The sequence below is a fragment of the Streptomyces nanhaiensis genome (assembly GCF_046614825.1).
Lineage (GTDB): Bacteria > Actinomycetota > Actinomycetes > Streptomycetales > Streptomycetaceae > Streptomyces > Streptomyces radiopugnans.
The window spans coordinates 31275-54950 of the sequence record NZ_JBKJFM010000003.1 but is presented as its reverse complement, the minus strand read 5'-3'; the positions used below and the strand labels follow the sequence as shown (position 1 = coordinate 54950).

General features: G+C 73.3%; 14 protein-coding genes. 9 read left to right on the top strand and 5 right to left on the bottom strand.

What is annotated here, in order from left to right; genetic code table 11:
- Positions 1-20 precede the first annotated feature (20 nt).
- The 3 genes from ACLIYP_RS01750 to glgX form a co-directional block, all read right to left on the bottom strand.
- Positions 21-950, bottom strand: a complete 930-nt coding sequence (locus tag ACLIYP_RS01750; RefSeq protein WP_412711354.1) for a hypothetical protein — start codon at positions 948-950, stop codon at positions 21-23.
- 333 nt (positions 951-1283) lie between these two features.
- On the bottom strand, positions 1284-1514 hold the full coding sequence (locus ACLIYP_RS01745; RefSeq protein ID WP_412711353.1) for an EF-hand domain-containing protein: 231 nt from the start codon (positions 1512-1514) through the stop codon (positions 1284-1286).
- An 84-nt stretch (positions 1515-1598) separates the two neighbouring features.
- The gene (gene glgX, locus ACLIYP_RS01740; protein WP_412711352.1) at positions 1599-3833 is read right to left on the bottom strand and encodes a glycogen debranching protein GlgX; all 2235 of its coding nucleotides are present in this window, start codon (positions 3831-3833) and stop codon (positions 1599-1601) included.
- Positions 3834-4096: 263 nt separating this feature from the next.
- Between glgX and ACLIYP_RS01735 the strand changes: the two genes are divergently transcribed.
- Positions 4097-4864, top strand: a complete 768-nt coding sequence (locus ACLIYP_RS01735; RefSeq protein ID WP_412711351.1) for an enoyl-CoA hydratase/isomerase family protein — start codon at positions 4097-4099, stop codon at positions 4862-4864.
- A gap of 228 nt (positions 4865-5092) precedes the next feature.
- Positions 5093-5635 (top strand): ATP-binding protein, encoded by a 543-nt coding sequence (locus ACLIYP_RS01730; RefSeq protein ID WP_412711350.1) that lies wholly within the window; start codon positions 5093-5095, stop codon positions 5633-5635.
- Between the two features lie 67 nt (positions 5636-5702).
- On the opposite strand, the gene ACLIYP_RS01725 is transcribed toward ACLIYP_RS01730, so the two are convergent.
- The gene (locus ACLIYP_RS01725; protein WP_093661833.1) at positions 5703-6011 is read right to left on the bottom strand and encodes a hypothetical protein; all 309 of its coding nucleotides are present in this window, start codon (positions 6009-6011) and stop codon (positions 5703-5705) included.
- Positions 6012-6160: 149 nt separating this feature from the next.
- On the opposite strand from ACLIYP_RS01725, the gene ACLIYP_RS01720 reads away from it, so the two are divergent.
- From ACLIYP_RS01720 to ACLIYP_RS01710, 3 genes are all read left to right on the top strand, one after another.
- Positions 6161-8050, top strand: a complete 1890-nt coding sequence (locus tag ACLIYP_RS01720; RefSeq protein WP_412711349.1) for an ABC transporter ATP-binding protein — start codon at positions 6161-6163, stop codon at positions 8048-8050.
- Complete coding sequence (locus tag ACLIYP_RS01715; RefSeq protein WP_412711348.1) at positions 8047-9957, top strand: ABC transporter ATP-binding protein; 1911 nt, start codon at positions 8047-8049, stop codon at positions 9955-9957. The genes ACLIYP_RS01720 and ACLIYP_RS01715 overlap by 4 nt, the downstream gene beginning before the upstream one ends.
- 334 nt (positions 9958-10291) lie before the next feature.
- Complete coding sequence (locus ACLIYP_RS01710; RefSeq protein WP_412711347.1) at positions 10292-12268, top strand: M4 family metallopeptidase; 1977 nt, start codon at positions 10292-10294, stop codon at positions 12266-12268.
- Positions 12269-12408: 140 nt separating this feature from the next.
- On the opposite strand, the gene glgP is transcribed toward ACLIYP_RS01710, so the two are convergent.
- A complete protein-coding gene (gene glgP, locus ACLIYP_RS01705; RefSeq protein WP_412711346.1) occupies positions 12409-14997 on the bottom strand; it encodes an alpha-glucan family phosphorylase in 2589 nt (862 codons plus the stop codon).
- 425 nt (positions 14998-15422) lie between these two features.
- Here glgP and ACLIYP_RS01700 point away from each other — a divergent pair, with 425 nt between their 5' ends.
- The 4 genes from ACLIYP_RS01700 (at position 15423) to glgB (ending at position 23653) form a co-directional block, all read left to right on the top strand.
- The gene (locus ACLIYP_RS01700) at positions 15423-17450 is read left to right on the top strand and encodes an alpha-1,4-glucan--maltose-1-phosphate maltosyltransferase (RefSeq protein WP_412711345.1); all 2028 of its coding nucleotides are present in this window, start codon (positions 15423-15425) and stop codon (positions 17448-17450) included.
- Positions 17437-19134 carry a maltose alpha-D-glucosyltransferase gene (gene treS, locus ACLIYP_RS01695; RefSeq protein ID WP_412711344.1) on the top strand — a complete coding sequence of 566 codons (1698 nt, stop codon included), beginning with the start codon at positions 17437-17439 and terminating at the stop codon, positions 19132-19134. The genes ACLIYP_RS01700 and treS overlap by 14 nt, the downstream gene beginning before the upstream one ends.
- A 228-nt stretch (positions 19135-19362) precedes the next feature.
- Entirely contained in the window at positions 19363-20823 is a 1461-nt protein-coding gene (locus ACLIYP_RS01690) for a maltokinase N-terminal cap-like domain-containing protein (protein ID WP_412711343.1), read from the top strand.
- 28 nt (positions 20824-20851) lie between these two features.
- Positions 20852-23653, top strand: coding sequence for a 1,4-alpha-glucan branching enzyme (glgB, locus tag ACLIYP_RS01685; RefSeq protein ID WP_412711342.1), 2802 nt, complete (start codon positions 20852-20854; stop codon positions 23651-23653).
- Positions 23654-23676 lie beyond the last annotated feature (23 nt).

Sequence of the window (23676 nt, the reverse complement as noted above, 5' to 3'; positions counted from 1 at the left end):
CGGGCGGCCGGCGGCCCGGGTCAGCGGCGGCCCGTCCACAGGTAGGTGACGGTCACCCAGCCGTTGTCGCGCAGCCCGACGTCGCGGAAGGTGCCGTCGGCCAGGTCGATGCCGGCGGGGTTGAGCACCCGGCGGCCCTTCCCGTCGCGTCCGCCGTTGTAGCCCGTGTAGTACGCGGCCTCCGCCTCGGGCACCCCCCGCGGCAGGTCGCGGAAGGTCTGGCGCACCGAGGACGGGTTCCAGTAGTCGTCGCGGATGTTCCAGGGCCCGACGTCCCACACGGGGGCGGTCACGCAGCGGGCCGGGCCGCAGACCCGCACCGAGTACTCCCTGCCGCCCTTGCGGGACAGGCCCCGCCGGGAGGGCAGGGCCACGAACCGGTCGTTCTTCCGGATGACGTGCCCGTTGGCGGTGGTACGGCCGACCAGGCCGATCCGGGTGGCGAAGACGCGGGCGCCGTACGCGGCGGCCGCCTGCGGCTCCGGCCGGGCGTCCGGGTCGGTGTCGGCCCTCACCTCCAGGCCGCGCAGCCTGATCGCGCCCTCGGGGTCCCACATCGCCAGCCGGACCTGGACGGTGGTGACGGCGCGCGGCAGGGCGGCGGTGCCGCCGCCCGCGCCGCCCGCCTCGCGCCACTCGGTCCACGGGCCGCTCCCGTCGCGTCCGCGGACGTCGAAGGCGATCCCCGATCCGTCGGGCACCTGTCCGGCGGGGCTGATCCGGATCCGGTTGGCCTGCCGGTCGAGCCGGTGCGGGGCAAGGACCTGGACGCCGTAGTCGCCGGTCGTGCGCAGTTCCCCGCCGGCGTGGCGGACGCCGCTGTCGTCGGCGTCCACCCGGGACAGGTCGGCCGCCCAGGTCTGGACGGGGCCGGGCGCCTCGCGAGCGGCGGGAGCGGGGGCCGGGGCGGCGGGGGGTGCGAGGCCGAGACCGAGGCAGAGCAGGGCCACGGCCGGCAGTGCGGTACGGGTGGCGCGGAGCGGTCGGGGGGGCCGGGGCGCGGAGCGGTGGCGGGCTGGGCGTCTGGTGCGCATCGTGGTCCTTCTGTGTCGTGCCGCGTGCCCGGACCCGGTCGGGGAACGGGGCTCGGCGGTTTCGGCTGGCTCAGTGGGCTCGGCGGGCGCGGCGGACCGGGCGGTTTCGGCGGTACCGCCGCACCGGTCGGCGCCGCATCGGGTGCATCAACCGACAAAAGCCACTTATGACACAGAAAAGCGGGGCGGTCACCCTGGGTTGCTCCCTGTGGTGACCGCCCCGCCGCGCCGCGGGCGGCGCGCCGTGCCCTACGCCGAAAGGGTGGCGGCCTTCTGACGGGCCTGCCAGAACTCCTCGAAGGACAGCAGTCCGTCGCCGTCGCCGTCGTGCTGGTCGATCAAGGTCTGGGCCATGTCCACGGTGAGGGTGTAGTCCCCCAGCTCGCCCAGCACCTTGCGGAACTCCGCCGCGGTGACCAGCCCGTCCCCGTCCAGGTCGAAACGGTCGAACGCCTCGCGCGCGGTCTCCATGTCGGCCATCGCCTGTCGTCCCCTCCCTCGTTCGGTCGTGACGCGCACACCCTAACGGGTCATCACTCGCGCCACCGGAGCCACTGGCGTATCTCAGGGCAGCACGCGCCACACCAGTACCGAGCGCGCCGGGAGCACGACCGTCTCGCCCGCCGGGTGGACCGTGCCCGGCTCCTCCCGCTGCTCCTCCCGCGCGGTGTCCACCAGCAGCTCGTACGCCTGCCCCCACGGCGGCCCCGGCAGCGTGAAGCCCCCGTCCTCGTGCCCGGCGTGGAGGACGACCAGGAAGCTGTCGTCGACGACCGGGCCGCCCAGCTCGTCGCGCTGCGGGATGTCCCTGCCGGACAGGTACATGCCCAGCGTGGCGCCGGGCGCGTACCAGTCGGGCTCGCTCATCTCCTGGCCGCTCCCGGTGAACCAGGCCAGGTCCCGCAGCCCCTCCGGGCCGTGCGCGCGCCCGGAGAAGAAGGCCTTGCGCCGCAGGACCGGATGGGAGCGGCGCAGCGCGATCAGCCGCGAGGCCAGGGCGTACAGCTCGCGCCAGGCGGGCTCCTCCAGCAGCGACCAGTCCACCCAGCCGATCTCGTTGTCCTGGCAGTAGGCGTTGTTGTTGCCGCCCTGGGTGCGGCCCATCTCGTCGCCCGCCACCAGCATCGGCACGCCGGTGGACAGCAGCAGGGTGGACAGCAGGTTGCGCAGCTGGCGCCGCCGCAGGGCCAGGACCGCCTCGTCGCCGGTCTCCCCCTCCACCCCGCAGTTCCAGGAGCGGTTGTCGTCGGTGCCGTCGCGGTTGTCCTCGCCGTTGGCCTCGTTGTGCTTGCGCTCGTAGCTCACCAGGTCGCGCAGGGTGAAGCCGTCGTGGGCGGTGACGAAGTTGACCGAGGCGTACGGCCGCCGCCCGCCCCAGGCGTACAGGTCGCTGGAGCCCGACAGCCGGTAGCCCAGGTCCCGCACGTCCGGCAGGGCTCCGCGCCAGAAGTCGCGGACGGTGTCGCGGTAGCGGTCGTTCCACTCCGTCCACAGCGGCGGGAAGGCGCCCACCTGGTAGCCGCCCGCGCCCACGTCCCAGGGCTCGGCGATCAGCTTCACCCGGCGCAGCACCGGGTCCTGGGCGATGACGGCGAGGAAGGGGGAGAGCATGTCCACGTCGTGCATGGAGCGGGCCAGCGCCGCGGCCAGGTCGAAGCGGAAGCCGTCCACGCCCATCTCCTGCACCCAGTAGCGCAGCGAGTCGGTGATCAGCCGCAGCACCTGGGGCTGGACGACGTGCAGGGTGTTCCCGCAGCCGGTGTAGTCGGCGTAGTGGCGCGGGTCGTCGGCCAGCCGGTAGTAGCCGCGGTTGTCGATGCCGCGCAGGGAGAGGGTGGGTCCCAGCTCGCTGCCCTCGGCGGTGTGGTTGTAGACCACGTCGAGGATGACCTCGATCCCGGCGGCGTGCAGCGCCCGGACCATCTCCCGGAACTCCCCCACCTGCCGGCCTCGCGTTCCGGTGGCGGCGTACGCGGCGTGCGGCGCGAAGTAGCCGATGGAGTTGTAGCCCCAGTGGTTGCGCAGGCCGCGGCGGAGCAGGTGGTCCTCGTGCGCGAACTGGTGCACCGGCAGCAGCTCCACCGCCGTCACGCCCAGCTCAACCAGGTGCTCGATCGCGGCCGGGTGCGCCAGTCCGGCGTAGGTGCCGCGCAGCCCGGGCGGGATGCCGGGGTGGCGCATGGTGAAGCCGCGCACGTGCAGCTCGTAGATGACCGAGTCGGCCCAGGGGGTCTTGGGGCGGCGGTCGTCGATCCACTCGTCCTCGCCCCCCGGCCCGGCGCCGAGGGCCGAGTCGACGACGACGCCCTTGGGCACGTACGGCGCCGAGTCCCTGTCGTCGCGCACGGTGTCGGCCAGATGCCGCTGCGGCCAGTCGCGCACGTGGCCGTAGACCTCCGGCGGCAGGCGGTAGTCGCCGTCCACCGCGCGGGCGTACGGGTCCAGCAGCAGCTTGGCCGGGTTCCAGCGGGCGCCCGTCCACGGGTCCCAGCGGCCGTGCACCCGGTAGCCGTAGAGCTGCCCGGGGCCGACGCCGGGCACGAAGCCGTGCCAGATCTCCTGGGTGTGCTCCGTCAGCGGGTACCGGGTCTCGTTGCCGTCGTCGTCGAAGAGGCAGACCTCGACGGCCTCGGCGCCGGCCGACCACAGCGCGAAGTTGGTGCCCGCCACCCCGTCCGGGCCGATGTGGTGGCGGGCCCCCAGCGGCTGGGGGCTGCCGGGCCGGAGGGCGGGGGCGGCCGCGGGGGCCCCGGCGTACCGGGACTCCCGGCGCGTCTGCTGTTCGGGTGCGCTCGACACGTCCGACACTTCGTGGCCTCCGGCGGCTCGCGGCGGGGGCGGGTTCGGGGCCCGTACGGCGTCCCTGCCGTGCGGGTCCGGTACCCGGGTCTGGCAGGAGTGTTCCCGGTGGGGCCGCCCGCCTCACCCGTGTGATCGTCTTCTTTCCGACGCCCTGCTCCGGCCGGGTGAGGGCGGGACGGGACCGGCCCGTGCCCGCCGCGGGGCCGGTACGGCCGGGAGGCGGCGGACCGCGCGGCGTTAACGGGGGCTAACCTGCCCCCATGACTGTGACTCTTGAGGTCGCCGAGGGCGTCGGCACCATCCGACTGAACCGTCCCCCCATGAACGCGCTGGACATCGCCACCCAGGACCGGCTGCGCGAGCTGGCCGAGGAGGCGACGCACCGCGACGACGTACGGGCCGTGGTGATCTACGGCGGGGAGAAGGTGTTCGCGGCGGGCGCGGACATCAAGGAGATGCGCGAGATGGACCACGCGGCCATGGTCGCCAGGTCCCGGGGGCTGCAGGACTCCTTCACCGCCGTGGCCCGCATCCCCAAGCCGGTGGTGGCCGCGGTGACGGGCTACGCGCTGGGCGGCGGCTGCGAGCTGGCGCTGTGCGCCGACATCCGGATCGCCGCCGACAACGCCAAGCTCGGGCAGCCCGAGATCCTGCTGGGGCTGATCCCCGGCGCCGGCGGCACCCAGCGGCTGTCCCGGCTGGTCGGCCCCTCCAGGGCCAAGGACCTGATCTTCACCGGCCGCCAGGTGAGGGCGGACGAGGCCCTGGCCATCGGCCTGGTGGACAAGGTCGTGCCCGCGGCCGAGGTCTACGAGCAGGCGCACGCCTGGGCGGCGAGGCTGGCCGCCGGTCCGGCGATCGCCCTGCGCGCCGCCAAGGAGTGCGTCGACGCCGGGCTGGAGGCGGACATCGACACCGGGCTGGCGATCGAGCGCACCTGGTTCGCCGGGCTGTTCGCCACCGAGGACCGCGAGACCGGGATGCGCAGCTTCGTCGAGGAGGGGCCGGGCAAGGCGAAGTTCCGCTGACGCCCTGCCGGCGGACCGGTGGGTCGGCGGGCCGGCTCACCGGTCCGCCGGTCCGCGGGAACCCGGCGGAGCACGGGGGCGTGGAACGGCGCGCGCGCCGTTCCACGCCCCGCCCCGGCGCACACGACCGGTGCGCAGACGGCACGGCGAGCTCCCAACGGCCTGCCCTGGGAGTGGAATTCGCGCTGTACGGCCGCGGGACGGCCGTTTCGCGGCCATGATGGGCCCATGGCGGGAGTGAACACGGCGCGCACGGCATCGGCACCGGGGGAGGAACCGGCCCCCGCGATCCCCTGCGACGGGCTGGGCGGGACCGGCTCGCTCGACGGGACCGGCTCACTCGGCGAGCCGGCCGGGTCCGCCGGGACGGCCGGGTTCGGCGACCCGGCCGACGCGGAGGTTCGGCTGCCCAACCGCCCCGAGTCCGCGCGCACCGCGCGCCGCCTCGTCCGCTCCGTCCTGCTGACCCGCTGGGGACTGCCCGAGGACCTCACCGAGGACACCGTGCTGCTCGTCTCCGAACTGGTCGGCAACGCCGTACGGCACACCGGGGCCCAGTCCCTCGGGCTGCGGCTGCGGCGGCAGCGCGGCCGGATCCGCGTGGAGGTGCGCGACCCCTCGCGCGGACTGCCCTGCCTGCTGCCCGTGCACGAACTCGACGTCAGCGGGCGCGGGCTGTTCCTGGTGGACCACCTCTCCGACCGCTGGGGCGTGGACCTGCTGCCGCTGGGCAAGACGACCTGGTTCGAGCTGCGGGCCGAGGAGCCCTGACCGGCGCCGGTCCCACGCGCCCCCGCCCGCCTGCCGCCGCATCCGGCCGTCCCGGCCCGCGCCCGCCTCAGCGCCCCGCGTACCGCCGCGCGCCCGCCCGGCGCCGCCGGTCGTTGCACAGCAGACACCGCCCCCAGCCCGGCGGCAGCGGATCGTCCTTGTCCCCGTACAGCGGATCGACCGCCCCGCGCGGATGCTCGCGGCAGCCCGTGCCGCCGCGGTCCTCCCCCAGTGCCCGGGCCGCGTCCAGCGCCCGGCGCAGCGCGTCCGCCAGCTGGTCCGCCTGCTCCGCCGAGGGCTCGCCGTCCAGTGTGAAGACGATGTCGGACGCGGTGTGCAGCGCGGCCCGCAGCTCTCGTAGCTCTGCCTGACTCATACCGGGCAGCGTAGGGGCCCGCACCGACAGCCGCCCGCGGCCCCGGGGCTCGCGGCTCAGGGCCCGCGGAACGAGGCGGGCTCGGCCGTCGGCCCTACGGCGGAAAACCGAGTGTGTCCCGTCAGTGGTGAAACGTAGTCTCACTCGTGATGTCTGCCACCGCCGCCAGTCCACCGCGTCCCGATCCCCCGCACCCCGAGCCCGGCGGCCCCGGCGCGCCCGCCGGTCCCGCGGCGCCCGCGGGGAAGCGGAGCCGTTCCGCCGTACGCTCGCTGCTGCGGCTGTGGCCCTTCGTCCGCCCGGTGCGGGCCCGGCTGTTCACGGCGGCGTTCGTCGCGATCCTCGCCTCCTGCCTGGGCCTGGTCATCCCGCTGATCCTGAAGTGGATGGTGGACGGGCCGATCGCCGCCCGCGACACGGGCGGGGTGTGGCTGGGCGGCGCCCTGCTGCTGGCCGTCGGCGTGCTGGAGGCCGCGCTGTTCGGGCTGCGGCGCTGGCTGGTGGCCCGTCCGCTGGCCGGGGTGGAGGCGTCGATGCGCGCCGCCCTGTTCGGGCACCTGCAGCGGCTGCCGGTCGCCTTCCACGACCGCTGGGCGAGCGGGCAGCTGCTGTCGCGCGCCACGGGCGACCTGCACCTGATCCGCCTGTTCCTGGCGTTCCCGCTCACCTTCCTGCTGGTGAACGGCACCACCATCGTCGTCGGCTTCGCCGTGCTGATGTCCCAGGAGTGGACGCTGGGGCTGGTGCTGCTGGCCCCGGTGGCGCCGCTGGTGGTGTTCTGCTCGGTCTTCGAGACGAGGTTCTCCCTCCAGGCGCGCCGGGCCCAGGACCAGATCGGCGATCTGACCACGGTCGTCGAGGAGGCCGTGCTCGGCATCCGGATCATCAAGGGCTTCGGCCGCCACCGCAGCCAGGCCCGCGCCTTCCGCGAGCTGTCGCGGCGGCTGCTGGGCACCGAGCTGCACAAGGCGCGTCTGCTGGGGGGCATCTGGGCGGCCGTCACGGCGCTGCCGGAACTGGCCATCGGCGCGACCCTGGTGTGGGGCACGATCCAGGTGGCCGACGGCGAGCTGTCGGCGGGCACCCTGGTCGCCTTCCTCACCACGGCCCTGGCACTGCGCTGGCCGGTGGAGTCCCTCGGCTTCCTGATCGCCATGAGCAACGAGTCGGCGACGGCGGCCGACCGCTACTTCGAGGTGCTGGACGAGCCGGTCCCGCCGGACGTCCTCACCGTCGAGCGCCCCTCCCCCGCCTCGCGCGGGGAGACGGAGGCCGCGCGAGGCGGTCTGCGCTTCGAGCGGGTGGTCTTCCGCCACCCGGACTCGCCCCCGGACGCCCGGCCCGTCCTGGACGGCGTCGACCTGCACGTCCGCTCCGGCGAGACCATGGCCCTGGTCGGCGCCACCGGCAGCGGCAAGACCACGCTCACCGCCCTGATCCCCCGGCTGTACGAGGCGACCTCAGGCCGGATCACCCTCGACGGCCGGGACATCGCCGCGATGCCCCGCGAGGAGCTGCGCTCGCTGGTCGCCGTGGCCTTCGAGGAGGCCACCCTCTTCTCCGCCTCCGTGCGCGAGAACGTGCTGATGGGCGCGGCGGGGGATCCGGCGGAGGGGGATCTGGCCCGTGCCCTGCGGGTCGCCCAGGCCGAGGAGTTCACCGCGGCGCTGCCGCGGGGGCCGGAGACCCAGGTCGGCGAGCAGGGGCTGAGCCTGTCCGGCGGCCAGCGCCAGCGGCTGGCGCTGGCACGCGCCGTCGTGGGCCGCCCCCGCTTCCTGGTGCTGGACGATCCGCTGTCCGCGCTCGACGTCCACACCGAGGCGCTGGTGGAGGCCGCCCTGCGCGAGGTGCTGGCCGGCACCACCGCCCTGGTGGTGGCGCACCGGCCTTCCACGGTGCTGCTGGCCGACCGGGTCGCGCTGCTGTCGCGGGGCCGGATCACCGCCGTCGGCACCCATGCCGAACTGCTGCGCTCCAGCGCGGAGTACCGCCATCTGATGTCCGGCGAGCAGCACGGGCAGTACGAGGAGGAGCGATGACCGCCACCGTCACCGAGCCGCCCTCCGGAGACGGGGACGCGCGGGAATCGCGGGACGCGAAGGCAGCGCCGTCCGGACGGCCCGGGCGGCCGGAGGAGTCCGGGCGGCCCGAGGCGTCCGACGCCTTCGACCGCGATGTGCTGCCCGCGCCGAAGGGCGCCTCGCTCCGGCTGCTCGGCTCGCTGCTGCGCCCGCTCCGGCCGCGGGTCGCGGTGGCCGCCCTCCTGCTGCTGCTCCAGCAGGCCGCCGTGCAGGCCGGGCCGCTGCTGGTCGCGTACGCCATCGACCGGGCGGTGCCCGCCCTGCGCGCCGGCGACGGCGGGCCGCTGGCCGCCGTCGCGGCGGGGTACGCGGTGTGCGCGCTGTCCTCGGGCGGCCTGCAGTACGCCTTCGTCCGGGCCGCCGCCCGGGTCAACCAGAGGGTGCTGCTGGAGCTGCGCGGCCGGATCTACCGGCACGCCCAGGTCCTCAGCGTGGACTTCCACGACCGCTACACCTCCGGGCGTCTGATCTCCCGCGCCACCACCGACGTCGAGGCTCTGCGCGAGCTGCTCGACGAGGGTCTGCAGGAACTGCTGGGCGTGATCCTGTCGGTGGTCTACATCTGCTCGGTGCTGCTCTGGCTCGACCTCGGCCTGGGCGGCGCGGCCCTGCTCTCCTTCGTCCCGCTCCTGCTGATCGTGCGGAACTTCCGGCGCCGCTCGATGCGGGTCTACCGCAGGAAGTCCACGGCCACCGCGGCGATGATCGTGAAGTTCGTGGAGACGATGAACGGCATCCGCCCCGTGCAGGCGTTCCGCCGCGAACGGGCGGGCGAGGCGGAGTTCGGCCGTCTCAACGACCGGCATCTGCGGTTCAACGGGGACGCCATCCTGGAGATGGCCCGCTACGTGGTCTCCTCCCGGCTGGTGGCCAACACCGCGCTCGCCGCCATCGTGCTGTGGGGCGCGCACCGGGTGGCGTCCGGTTCCCTGGAGCTGGGCGTGCTGGCCGCGGCGGCGCTGTACCTGCGGCGGCTGTACGACCCGATCGACCGGCTGGGGATGTTCCTCAACTCCTACCAGGCCGCGGCGGCCTCGCTGGAGAAGATCGCCGGTCTGCTCGCCCAGGCGCCCGGCGTCCCCGAGCCGGAGCGCCCCCGGCGGCTGCCGCGGCCGGCGGGTGGGCGCCCGGGCCGTGCCGTGGTCTTCGAGGGGGTGCGCTTCGCCTACCGCACGGGCGGTGAGGTGCTGCCCCGCTTCGATCTGGAGATCCCGGCCGGGCAGACGGTCGCGGTGGTCGGCTCGACGGGCGCGGGCAAGTCCACGCTCGCCAAGCTGCTGGCGCGCTTCTACGACCCCACGGCGGGCCGGGTGCTGCTGGACGGCACCGACCTGCGGGAGCTGGCCACCCCCGAACTGCGGCGCGGGGTCGTCATGGTGACCCAGGAGGCGTTCCTGTTCTCGGGCACGGTCGCCGACAACATCGCGATCGGCCGTCCGGAGGCGACCAGGGAGGAGATCGAGGGGGCGGCGAAGGCGATCGGCGCCCACGACTTCATCGCCGCCCTCCCCGAGGGGTACGACACCGACGTGCGCAAGCGCGGCGGCCGGATCTCCGCCGGGCAGCGCCAGCTGGTCGCCTTCGCCCGGGCGCTGCTGGCCGATCCGGCCGTGCTCATCCTGGACGAGGCGACCTCCTCCCTGGACGTCCCCGGTGAGCGCGCCGTCCAGCGGGCCATGGACACGGTGCTGCGCGGGCGCACCGCCGTGGTGATCGCCCACCGGCTGTCGACGGTGGAGATCGCCGACCGGGTGCTGGTCATGGACGCGGGGCGCATCGTCGAGGACGGCTCGCCGGCCGATCTCATCGCGGGCGACGGCCGTTTCGCCGGGCTCCACCGCGCCTGGCGCGACAGCCTGGCCTGACGGGCCGTCGGACGGGCATCCGGCGGGATGCCCGACGGTGTCCCCTCCGGCGGGCCGCATCCGCCGGAGGGGACACCCCCGCACCCGGCCTCCGTCAGCCTGGCAGGGGCCGATGACGGCCGGGTTTCGCGGCCGTTTCCCTCGTGTTCGGTCAGCGGACAGCGATTTTCCGACAGCGGACAGGTTCCGGCCATTTTCTTGACCTGACCCTGTCATCAACGCCGTTTCGGTGTCACTCTCTCCACGCTGTGCACGGCCGCCTCCCCCCACGGGTCCCCACACCCACAGGCGCACCATCTCCGTCTCCGCACCGCTCTCCAGCGAGGAGTTCAGCGTGACAGGCAGATCCACCCCCCGCAGACGCGCCACCGCCGCCGGCACCCTCGTCGCCGCCTCGGCGCTCCTGGCCGTCGGCCTCCAGGCACAGGTCTCCACCGCCGCGCCCCAGGCCAAGCCCGACCCCGGCGCCCTCTCCGTCAAGCTCTCCCCCTCCCAGCGGGCCGAGCTGCTCCGCGACGCCGAGGCCGACGGCCCCGCCACCGCCAGGGCCCTCGGCCTGGGCGCCAAGGAGAGGCTCGTCGTCCGCGACGTCGTCAAGAACGCCGACGGCACCGTCCACACCCGCTACGAGCGCACCTACGACGGGCTGCCCGTGCTCGGCGGCGACCTGGTCGTCGAGGAGTCGCCCGGCGGTGCGATAGCCGAGGTCGCCAAGGCCACCACGGCGAAGATCGCCGTCCCCTCCACCGCCGCCCCGGCCTCGAAGAAGCCCGCGAAGGCCGCGGCCGAGGGCAGCAGCGCCCCCCGCAAGGTGGTCTGGGCCGCCGACGGCGAGCCCGTGCTCGCCTGGGAGCGCGTGGTCGGCGGCACCCACGAGGACGGCACCCCCAGTGAGCTGCACGTCGTCACCGACGCGGCCACCGGCGAGAAGCTGGCCGAGTGGGAGGGCGTGCACACCGGCACCGGCGAGAGCATGTACAGCGGCCGGGTCGCCCTGGGCACCAGCGGGTCCAGCGGCTCGTACACGATGACCGACGCGGGCCGCGGCAACCACCGGACCTACGACCTGAACGGCGGCTCCTCCGGCACCGGCACGCTGTTCTCCGACGCCGACGACCTCTGGGGCAACGGCTCGCCGTCCAACCGTCAGACCGCCGGCGTGGACGCCCACTACGGCGCGGCCCTGACCTGGGACTACTACAAGAACGTCCACGGCCGCAACGGCGTCCGGAACGACGGCAAGGCCCCCTACAGCCGCGTGCACTACGGCAACGCCTACGTCAACGCCTTCTGGTCCGACTCCTGCTTCTGCATGACCTACGGCGACGGCGCGAACAACTCCAAGCCGCTCACCTCCATCGACGTCGCCGCCCACGAGATGACCCACGGCCTGACCTCGAACACCGCGGGCCTGCGCTACAGCGGCGAGTCCGGCGGCCTGAACGAGGCGACCTCCGACATCTTCGCCGCCGCCGTGGAGTTCAGGGCGAACAACAGCTCGGACGTCGGCGACTACCTCATCGGCGAGAAGATCGACATCCGCGGCAACGGCACCCCGCTGCGCTACATGGACAAGCCCAGCCGGGACGGCAACTCCAAGGACTACTGGTACTCCGGCATCGGCAGCGTGGACGTCCACTACTCCTCGGGCCCGGCCAACCACTTCTTCTACCTGCTCAGCGAGGGCAGCGGCGCCAAGACCATCAACGGCGTCTCCTACGACTCGCCGACCTCCGACGGCAAGCCGGTGACCGGCATCGGGATCGCGGCCGCCGAGAAGATCTGGTTCAAGGCGCTCACCGAGAAGATGACGTCGACGACCGACTACGCCGGCGCCCGCACCGCCACCCTCTCCGTCGCGGCCGACCTGTTCGGCGCGGACAGCGTCCAGCACAAGGCGGTGGCCCACGCCTGGGCCGCGGTCAACGTCGGCTCCCGGCCCGACGACGGCGGCAACGAGCAGCCGCCCGGCGACAACGTCTTCGAGAACACCGACGACCACGCCATCCCGGACCCGGGCACCGTGGAGTCGCCGATCACGGTGAACAGGTCCGGCAGCGCGCCCAGCACCCTGAAGGTGGACGTGGACATCGTCCACACCTACCGCGGTGACCTCGTCATCGACCTGGTGGCCCCGGACGGGAGCACCTACCGGCTGAAGAACAGCTCCTGGGACTCGGGCGACGACGTCCGGGCCTCCTACACGGTCAACGCCTCCTCCGAGGCGGCCTCCGGCACCTGGAAGCTGCGCGTCCAGGACGTCTACCGCACCGACTCCGGCTACATCAACGGCTGGAAGCTGACGTTCTGATCCGCGTCCCGGTCCACAAGCCGATCCACGACCGGCCCCACGTCCCGGCCCGCCCTCCGGCCCGGTGAACGCGGCGGGTACGCGAACGGAAGGGGAGCCGCGCCATCGGCGCGGCTCCCCTTCCCCGTGTCCCGGCCGGCTCAGCGCAGCAGCACCCCGGCGGCCTCCCGGGCGCCGAGGTCGTCCGGCGGCAGGGTCACCAGGCCCATCTCGGCCGGACTGGCCAGCAGCGGATGGGAGGGCAGGACGCGGACGGTGTAGCCGAACGGCCCGGTGCGGTCCAGCGCCAGCGGCCCCTCGTACAGCCGGCTCCCGTCCTCCTCCGGCCCGCCGGAGGGCTTGAGCGGTACGCGTACGGCGTCCTCGCCCGCGATGGAGTCCGACTCGTCCACCCGCCCGGCGACCGCCTGCACCTCCACGTCGCCCGTCTCCAGGCCGCCCAGGGCCACCCGCACCCGCAGCGACAGCGAACCGCCCAGCTCCACGGACTCGCAGACCGACTCCACATGGTCGACCGCCACGCGCGGCCAGCCCGCGCGCACCCTCGCCTTCCACTCCGCCAGCCGTCCGGCGGCGCCGGCGTCGGCCTCCAGCGCCCGGTGGGCGCGGGCGGCGGGGGTGTACAGCCGCTCGGTGTACTCGCGCACCATCCGGTCGGCGAGCACCTTCGGCCCGAGCCGCTCCCGGGTCTGGCGGACCATCTCGATCCACCGCTCGGGCAGCCCGTCACCGGCCGGTCCGCGGTCGTAGAAGCACGGCGCCACATGCTCGCGGAGCAGTTCGTAGAGCGCCGCGGCCTCTATGTCGTCGCGCCGCTCGCGGTCCTGCGCGCTCTCGTGCGCGGCGCCCGGGCCGCCGCCGTCGGCGGTCGGGATGGCCCAGCCGAAGTCGGGCTCGTACCACTCCTCCCACCAGCCGTCCCGCACCGAGAGGTTGAGGCAGCCGTTGAGCGCCGCCTTCATCCCGGAGGTCCCGCACGCCTCCAGCGGGCGCAGCGGGTTGTTCAGCCAGACGTCGCAGCCGGTGTAGAGCTTCTGCGCCATGGCCATGCCGTAGTCGGGCAGGAAGACGATCCGGTGGCGCACCCGGGGGTCGTCGGCGAACCTCACCAGCTCCTGGATCAGCCGCTTGCCGCCGTCGTCGGCCGGGTGCGCCTTGCCCGCGACGACGAGCTGGACGGGCCGGGTGGGATGCAGCAGCAGCTCGGTGAGCCGCTCGCGGTCGCGCAGCATCAGCGTCAGCCGCTTGTAGGACGGGACGCGGCGGGCGAAGCCGACGGTGAGCACGTCCGGGTCCAGGACGCCGTCGATCCAGCCGAGTTCGGCGTCCGAGGCGCCGCGCTGCCGCCAGGAGGCGCGCAGCCGCCGCCGCACCTCGTGCACGAGCTGCTCGCGCAGGGTGCGGCGGACCTGCCACAGCCCGGCACCGCCGGCGTCGGCGGGCAGCGCCCGCATCTCGTCGGCGGTCCAGGTGGGGGCGTGCACGCCGTTGGTGATGGAGGTGATGGGCACCTCGGCGGCGTCGAAGCCCGGCCACAGCCCGGCGAACATCTCCCGGCTGACCGAGCCGTGCAGCGTGGAGACGCCGTTGGCGCGCTGGGCGAGGCGAAGGCCCATCACGGCCATGTTGAACAGCCCCGGGTCGCCGCCGGGGTAGGTCTCGGTGCCCAGCCGCAGCACCTGCTCCACGTCCACGCCGGGCAACTCGCCGTCGTCGCCGAGGTGGCGGGCGACCAGGGCGCGGTCGAAGCGGTCGATGCCGGCGGGGACGGGGGTGTGGGTGGTGAACACCGTCCCGGCGCGCACGGCCTCCAGCGCGGTGTCGAAGGGGACCCCCTCCCCGCTCATCTCCCGGATGCGCTCCAGGCCGAGGAAACCGGCGTGCCCCTCGTTGGTGTGGAACACCTCGGGCGCGGGGTGGCCGGTGACGCGGCAGTACGCGCGCACCGCCCGCACCCCGCCGATGCCCAGCAGCATCTCCTGGAGCAGCCGGTGCTCGCTGCCGCCGCCGTAGAGCCGGTCGGTGACGTCCCGTTCGCGCGGGGCGTTCTCCTCCACGTCGGAGTCGAGCAGCAGCAGGGGGACGCGGCCGACGCGGGCCCGCCAGACGTGGGCGCGCAGGGTACGTCCGCCGGGCAGCCGCAGATCCACGCGGACCGGTGCGCCGTCCGGCTCGCGCAGCGGTTCCAGCGGCAGCTCGTTGGGGTCCAGGACGGGGTAGTGCTCCTGCTGCCAGCCGTCGCGCGACAGGCTCTGGCGAAAGTAGCCGTGCCGGTACAGCAGGCCCACCCCGATCAGCGGGACGCCGAGGTCGCTGGCGGCCTTGAGGTGGTCGCCGGCGAGGATGCCGAGCCCGCCGGAGTACTGGGGCAGGGCGGCGGTGATGCCGAACTCGGGGGAGAAGTAGGCCACGGCGGAGGGCAGTTCGCCCTCCGCGCGCTGGTACCAGCGCGGCTCGGTCAGGTACTCGCGCAGATCCCCGGCGGCGGCGGACAGCCGCTCCAGGAAGTCGCGGTCGTGGGCCAGCTCCTCCAGCCTCCGGGCGGACAGGGTGCCCAGCGTCCGCACCGGATCGCCGCCGGACGCCTCCCAGCCGTCGGGGTCGGCGCCGCGGAAGAGCTCTCTGGTCTCGGGGTGCCAGGACCAGCGCAGGTTGTGCGCCAGGTCGCTGAGCGGTCGTAGGGGTTCCGGAAGGACGGGACGTACAGAGAATCGACGGATGGCCTTCACACCTCGACGGTAGCCGGATCTCCTCCTTTTTCGCCCCGTAACCGGGAATCACGTCACCAACGGATCCATAGGCGCATATGCGCGCACTCGTCGTGCGCCCGCGCGCGGCGCCCCGGTCCGCCTTCCGCCGGTCCTCCGCCTGGCACCGGGTGCCGCCACCGGTCCGAAGACGGAAGGAGTTTCCCGGGCCATGGCGGGAACGGTCAGATTGGGCACGTTTGCTTACGAGTAGTTCACGTTGAGGCGGATGCCCGTCCCACCCGGGCGGGCAGTCTCTCCTCCTACCGCCCTTCCCGGGTTCTCCCGGAACAACCGTCACGCCAGCCGAGTGAAAGCGGACAGGAGCGGCCATGCCCCCGGCCCGTCAACGGTCTGTGGAACAGATAGAAAGAACAAAACCATCCGTAACGCCACCAGGTGATCCAATGATCGGTCGCATCCCCGTACTGGACGTCCATCCGCTCGTCGACTGCGGGCGCCGCCCGGCGAAGGCCGTGGCCGGCGAGACCTTCCGGGTCTCGGCCACGGTCTTCCGCGAAGGACACGACGCGGTCGGCGCGAACGTCGTCCTGCGCGACCCGAGCGGAAACCCGGGCCCGTGGACCCCGATGCGGGAACTGGCGCCGGGCACCGACCGCTGGGGCGCCGACGTCACCCCCGGCTCGGAGGGCCGCTGGTCCTACACCGTCGAGGCGTGGGGCGATCCGGTCGGCACCTGGCGGCACAACGCGAGGATCAAGGTCCCGGCGGGGATCGACGCCGAGCTGACCCTCACCGAGGGCGCGCTGCTGCACGAGCGGGCCGCCGCGGGAGTGCCCGAGGCCGACGGCCGCGCGGCCGTCCTGGAGGCGGTGGAGGGCCTGCGCGACACCTCCCGCCCGGTCGCCGCGCGGCTGGCCGCGGCGCTGGCGCCGGATGTGGTGTCCGCGCTGGACCGCCATCCGCTGCGCGAGCCGGTCACCGCCACCCGCCCCCTGCCGCTGCTGGTGGAGCGGAAGAGGGCGCTGTTCGGCTCCTGGTACGAGTTCTTCCCCCGCTCGGAGGGCGCGGTGGTGCAGGAGGGCGAGCCGCCCGTCCCCGGCACCCTGCGCACGGCCGCCGAGCGGCTGCCCGCGATCGCGGACATGGGCTTCGACGTGGTCTACCTGCCGCCGATCCACCCCATCGGCGAATCGTTCCGCAAGGGGCCCAACAACTCCCTGACCGCCGGCCCCCACGACGTCGGAAGCCCCTGGGCCATCGGCTCGGCCGCCGGCGGGCACGACGCGATCCACCCGGACCTGGGCACCTTCGAGGACTTCGACCGCTTCGTGGCGCGCGCCCGCGAACTGCGCATGGAGGTGGCCCTGGACTTCGCACTGCAGTGCTCCCCGGACCACCCCTGGGTCAAGGAGCACCCGGAGTGGTTCCACCACCGCCCCGACGGGACGATCGCCTACGCCGAGAACCCGCCGAAGAAGTACCAGGACATCTACCCCATCGCGTTCGACGCGGACATGGACGGGCTCGTCGCCGAGACGGTGCGGATCCTGCGGCTGTGGATGTCCCACGGGGTGCGGATCTTCCGTGTGGACAATCCCCACACCAAGCCGGTCCTCTTCTGGGAGAGGGTGATCGGCGAGGTCAACGGGGCCGATCCCGACGTCGTCTTCCTGGCCGAGGCCTTCACCCGCCCGGCGATGATGCACACCCTCGCCAAGATCGGCTTCCAGCAGTCCTACACCTACTTCACCTGGCGCAACGGCAAGGACGAGCTGACCGAGTACCTCACCGAGCTCTCCGGGGACGCCGCCTCGTACATGAGGCCCAACTTCTTCGTCAACACTCCCGACATCCTCAACGAGTACCTCCAGAGCGGCGGCCGCCACGCCTTCGAGGTCCGCGCGGTGCTCGCCGCGACCCTCTCTCCCACCTGGGGGGTCTACTCGGGCTACGAGCTGTGCGAGTCGACACCGGTCAGGCCGGGCAGCGAGGAGTACCTTGACTCGGAGAAGTACCAGCTCCGCCCGCGCGACTGGGCGGCCGCGGAGCGTGCGGGCACCACCATCGCCCCGCTCCTCACCGAACTGAACCGGCTGCGCCGCCGCCATCCGGCACTGCAGGAGCTGCGCAACCTGCGCTTCCACCACAGCGACAACCCGTCGATCATCGTCTACTCGAAGCACTGCGCACACCCGTACGCCGACACGGTTCTCACGGTGGTCAACCTCGACCCCCACCACACCCACGAGGCCACGGTCTCGTTGGACCTGGCGGAACTCGGCCTCACACCCGCTCAGGCGGACGGCGCCGAGCCGTTTCCGGTGCGCGACGAGCTCACCGGCGAGACCTATCACTGGGGCAGGGACAACTATGTGCGCCTGGAGCCGGGCCGTGCCGCGGCGCCCGCGCACATCCTCTCCCTGCGACCGTCCCCACAGACCGGAGGGTCACCCAACCATGACCGTCAATGAACCCGTCATCGACACGTTCGAGGACACGCCCGCCAAGGACCGCGATCCCGATTGGTTCAAGAGGGCCGTCTTCTATGAAGTGCTGGTCCGGTCCTTCCAGGACAGCAACGGCGACGGCATCGGCGATCTGAAGGGCCTCACCGCCCGGCTCGACTACCTGCAGTGGCTCGGCGTGGACTGCCTCTGGCTGCCCCCGTTCTTCAAGTCCCCGCTGCGGGACGGCGGCTACGACGTCGCCGACTACACCTCCGTGCTCCCCGAGTTCGGCGACCTCGCCGACTTCGTGGAGTTCGTGGACGCCGCGCACCAGCGCGGCATGCGGATCATCATCGACATGGTCATGAACCACACCAGCGACCAGCACCCGTGGTTCCAGGAGTCCCGGCGCGATCCCGACGGGCCCTACGGCGACTACTACATGTGGGCCGACGACGACAAGCAGTACCCGGACGCCCGCATCATCTTCGTCGACACCGAGGCGTCCAACTGGACGTTCGACCCGGTGCGCAAGCAGTACTACTGGCACCGCTTCTTCTCCCACCAGCCGGACCTCAACTACGAGAACCCGCAGGTCCAGGAGGAGATGATCTCGGCGCTGAAGTTCTGGCTGGACCTGGGCATCGACGGGTTCCGGCTGGACGCGGTCCCCTACCTGTACGCGCAGGAGGGCACCAACTGCGAGAACCTCCCGCAGACCCACGAGTTCCTCAGGAAGGTCCGCGCCGAGATCGACGCCCACTACCCCGACACCGTGCTGCTGGCCGAGGCCAACCAGTGGCCGGAGGACGTCGTCGACTACTTCGGCGACTACTCCAAGGGCGGCGACGAGTGCCACATGGCGTTCCACTTCCCCGTCATGCCGCGCATCTTCATGGCGGTGCGGCGCGAGTCGCGCTATCCGGTCTCCGAGGTCCTGGCCAAGACCCCGGCCATCCCCTCGGGCTGCCAGTGGGGCATCTTCCTGCGCAACCACGACGAGCTGACCCTGGAGATGGTCACCGACGAGGAGCGCGACTACATGTACGCGGAGTACGCCAAGGATCCGCGGATGCGCGCCAACATCGGCATCCGGCGGCGGCTGGCCCCGCTGCTGGACAACGACCGCAACCAGATCGAGCTGTTCACCGCCCTGCTGCTGTCCCTGCCGGGCTCGCCGATCCTGTACTACGGCGACGAGATCGGCATGGGCGACAACATCTGGCTGGGCGACCGGGACGCGGTGCGCACCCCGATGCAGTGGACGCCCGACCGCAACGCGGGCTTCTCCTCGTGCGATCCGGGCCGGCTGTTCCTCCCCACGATCATGGACCCGGTCCACGGCTACCAGGTCACCAACGTCGAGGCCGCCATGAGCAGCCCCTCGTCGCTGCTGCACTGGACCCGCCGGATGATCGAGATCCGCAAGCAGAACCCGGCCTTCGGGCTGGGCACGTACACCGAACTGCCCTCGTCCAACCCGGCTGTGCTCGCCTTCCTGCGCGAGTACGGGGACGACCTGGTGCTGTGCGTGAACAACTTCTCGCGGTTCCCGCAGCCGACCGAGCTGGATCTGAACGCCTTCAGCGGACGCCATCCGGTGGAGCTGATCGGCGGGGTGCGGTTCCCTCCCATCGGGGAGCTGCCGTACCTGCTGACGCTGGCCGGACACGGCTTCTACTGGTTCCGGCTGCGCGAACAGGCGTGAGGCGGGACTAGGGCAGGCATGGACGGCGGCGGCCCGGGAACAAGCCAGGACACGGATTGGGCCCGGGCCGCCGCGGGCAGTATTCCTCCCACCGCCGATCGCACCACCCACAAGAGTTCGCTAGCCCGCTTGGTGGGTACTCCCCGACACGTCCCGCACCGCCGGACAGCCACAGCCGCAATCCGGGACACTCTGCCGTACCTTTCGTGTGCCCGGGGAAAGGACGCCATGTCGGACAGCTCCTCGCCGCGCGCCGCCGTCGTCGCCACGCGCGAGCCGGAGGGCGCGGCGCTGCTGCGTTCGCTCACGCCACTGCTCACCGAATGGCTTCCGCGGCAACGCTGGTTCGCCGGGAAGGGGCGGCCCGTCAGCGGGTTCGCCCTCGTCGCCGCCACCGAGCTGCTGCCGTGCACGAGCGGGGCCGCGCCGGGCCTGCTGCACCTGCTCGTCCGGGCCCGCCAGCCCGGAGGGCCGGAGCAGACCCACCCGGTCCCCGCCGACTGCTACCAGTTGCTGCTCGGCGTGCGCGACGCCCTGCCGCCGCCGCTGGCCGGGTCCCTGATCGGCCACCCCGCCGACGGGCCGCTGGCCGGCCGCACCGTCTACGAGGCCCTGCACGACCCGCGGCTGGCCGCCGTACTGCTGGAGCGGCTGCGCTCCCCCGGCCGGCTCGGCCCGCTGCTCTTCCAGCGGGAGCGCGGCACCACGATCCCGCAGGGGCTGCCGCCCAGGCCGCTGAGCGTGGAGCAGTCGAACTCCTCGGTGGTCTACGGCGACAGCCACATCCTCAAGCTGTTCCGCCGCGTCAGCCCCGGCATCAACCCCGACCTGGAGCTGCCGCTCGCCCTGGCGCGGGCCGGGTCGGACCGGGTGCCCGCGCCGGCCGCCTGGTTCGAGGCGCGCCCCGGCGAACGCCCCGGCGAGGGCGGCGAGGCGGGCGAGCCGATGACGCTGGGCGTGCTCCAGCCCTTCCTCCCCGGCACCAGCGACGGCTGGCAGCTCGCGCTGGAGTCGCTGGCTTCGCACGGCGACTTCTCCCCCTCCGCCCGTACGCTGGGCCAGGCGATCGCCGAGGTGCACACCACACTGGCGCAGGCCCTGCCGGTGACGGCCCTGGGGCGCCGCCAACTGGAGTTCATCGCCTCCGGCATGAACGAGCGCCTGGAGGCCGCGGCCGCCGCCGTGCCCGCCCTGCGCCCTTACCGGGGGAAGCTGCACACCGTCTTCGACGCCGTCGCCGGACTCGGCCGCGGCGGGCGCTCCTGGTCCGCCCAGCGCATCCACGGCGACCTCCACCTGGGCCAGGCGCTGTGCGCGGGGGACGACGGCCGCTGGTCGGTCATCGACTTCGAGGGCGAGCCCGCCCGCCCCATCGCCGAACGCCGGCGCCCCCAGCCGGTGGTGCGGGACATCGCGGGCATACTGCGCTCCTTCGACTACGCGGCGTGCCAGCACGCCCGCTCCTCCCCCGAGGAGGCCGGGTGGGCCCGCGAGTGGTCCGAGAAGAACCGTGACGCCTACTGCTCCGGCTACGCCGACGCCTCCGGCTCCGACCCGCGCGACGAGGACGTCCTGCTGCGCGCGTACGAGACGGACAAGGCCGTCTACGAAGTGCTCTACGAGGCCAGGCACCGCCCCGCCTGGCTCGCCATCCCGATGTCCGCCGTCCAGCGGCTCGCGGACACCTGAACGATTCCGTGCACAGGAGGCCCCTTCCGTGACCCCCCGTCCCGACAGCCGACCGTTCTCCGAAACCTCCCCGCGGCCCGTCCGCACCGGCGGCCGGGACGAGGACGCCGTCCCGGCCGCTTCCTCCGGAGCCGCCGGCCCGAAGGACCAGGCCGGAGGCCCGGCCCCCTCCGAGGGGAAGGCCGCCGTGAAGAAGGCCGCGGCGAAGAAGACCGCCGCCAGGAAGACCGCGGGCGGGTCCACCGCGAAAACCGCCGCGAAGAAGACGGCCGTCAAGAAGGCCGCCGCCGGGTCAGCCGGGAAGGCCGTGACGAAGAAGGCGGTCGCGAAGAAGGCCGTCACGAAGAAGGCCGCGACCAGGAAGACCGCGAAGAAGGCAGCGGCCGAGCCCGCCGGGAAGGCCACATCGAAGGCCACCGCGAAGGCCACCGCGAAGGCCACCGGGGAAACCGCCGGGAAGAAGGCCCCGGCGAGGAAGGCCGCGGCCGGGCAGCCGGCGGCGTCCGAGCCCGTGGCGCTGCGCCAGGACGAGCCGCTGAAGGACCACGCCCCCAACTGGCCCGGCGCGCGCCCGCCCGCACCGCGCCGGAGCGACGACGCCCCGGCCGGACAGGACGTCGGGCGCGCCGCCGCGCTCGACCCCGGCGAGCGGCAGCGCCTGCTGCACGGCTCCCACCACGACCCGCACACGGTGCTCGGCGCGCACCGGGTGCCCGGCGGGGTGCTGTTCCGGGCGCTGCGGCCGTACGCCCGCTCCGTCACCGTCCTGGCCGGGGGCGCGCGGGCAGAGCTGCACGACGACGGGGACGGGCTGTTCTCCGGCGTGCTCCCGCTGGCCGCCGAGCCCTCGATGCCCTCCTACCGGCTGCTGGTGCGCTACGGGGAGGAGCCCGGCGAGGACGAGGTCGAGACCGAGGACCCGTACCGCTTCCTGCCCTCGATCGGCGAGCTGGACCTGCACCTGATCGGCGAGGGCCGCCACGAGGAGCTGTGGCGGGCGCTGGGCGCGCGCCCCATGACCGTCGACGGGGTGGCCGGCACCCGTTTCACCGTCTGGGCGCCCAACGCCCTGGGTGTGCGGGTCGCCGGGGACTTCAACTACTGGGACGGGACGGCCTCCCCCATGCGCTCGCTGGGCGGCAGCGGCGTGTGGGAGCTGTTCCTGCCCGGGGTCGGCGCGGGCGCGCTGTACAAGTTCGACATCACCCGCGCGGACGGCTCCCACACCCTGCGCGCCGATCCGATGGCCCGCCGCACCGAGACCCCGCCGGCGACCGCCTCGATCGTGGAGGAGTCGGCGTACACCTGGCACGACGAGGAGTGGCTGGCGCGCCGCGCCGAGCGCGCGCCCCACCAGGCGCCCCTGTCCGTCTACGAGGTGCACCTGCCCTCCTGGCGCCCCGGGCTGACCTACCGCGAACTGGCCGAGCAGCTTCCGGCGTACGTGAAGGACCTGGGCTTCACCCACGTGGAGCTGATGCCCGTCGCCGAACACCCCTTCGGCGGCTCCTGGGGCTACCAGGTCACCGGCTTCTACGCGCCCACCGCGCGCATGGGCACCCCCGACGACTTCCGGTACCTGGTGGACCGCCTCCACCAGGAGGGCATCGGGGTGCTGATGGACTGGGTGCCCGCGCACTTCCCCAAGGACGAGTGGGCGCTGGCCCGCTTCGACGGCACCGCCCTGTACGAGCACTCCGACCCGGCCCGCGCCGAGCACCCGGACTGGGGGACGCTGGAGTTCAACTTCGGGCGCACCGAGGTCCGCAACTTCCTGGTCGCCAACGCCGTCTACTGGTGCGAGGAGTTCCACATCGACGGCCTGCGCGTGGACGCCGTCGCCTCGATGCTCTACCTGGACTACTCGCGCGAGTCCGGCCAGTGGACCCCCAACGTGTACGGCGGACGGGAGAACCTGGACGCGGTGGCCTTCCTGCAGGAGATGAACGCCACCGTCTACCGCCGCTGCCCCGGCGTGATCACCGCCGCCGAGGAGTCCACCGCCTGGGACGGCGTCACCCGCGCCACCCACCACACCGGGCCGGGCGGCTTCGGCGGGCTGGGGTTCGGCTTCAAGTGGAACATGGGGTGGATGCACGACTCCCTGGAGTACATGGTCAGGGAGCCGGTCCACCGCAAGTACCACCACAACGAGATGACGTTCTCGATGGTGTACGCCTACTCGGAGAACTACATCCTGCCCATCTCCCACGACGAGGTGGTGCACGGCAAGCGGTCGCTGGTGTCGAAGATGCCGGGCGACTGGTGGCAGCAGCGGGCCGACCACCGGGCGTACCTGGGCTTCATGTGGTCCCACCCGGGCAAGCAACTGCTGTTCATGGGCCAGGAGTTCGCCCAGGGCTCGGAGTGGTCGGAGGCGCACGGGCCGGACTGGTGGCTGCTGGACCCGGCGTACTCGGCCGCCGGCGACCACCGGGGGGTGCGGGACCTGGTCCGCGACCTCAACCGCGTCTACACCGCCACGCCCGCCCTGTGGGAGCTGGACACCGATCCGGCCGGCTTCTCCTGGATCGAGGGGGGCGCGGCCGACGACAACGTCTTCGCGTTCCTGCGGTACGCCGCCGACGGCTCGCCGCTGATCGCCGTCTCCAACTTCTCCCCCGTCGTGCGGCACGACTACCCGATCGGCGTCCCCGAGGGGATCGCCGCCTGGCGGGAGGTGCTCAACACCGACGACGCGCGGTACGGCGGGAGCGGCGTGGGCAATCCCGGGCCGCTGAAGGCGGACGCGGCCCCGGCGCACGGCCGTCCGGCGGGCATCGCCCCGACACTGCCGCCGCTGGCGACGATCTGGCTCGTTCCCGCCTGACCGGCGGCGAGCCGCGGCGGCCC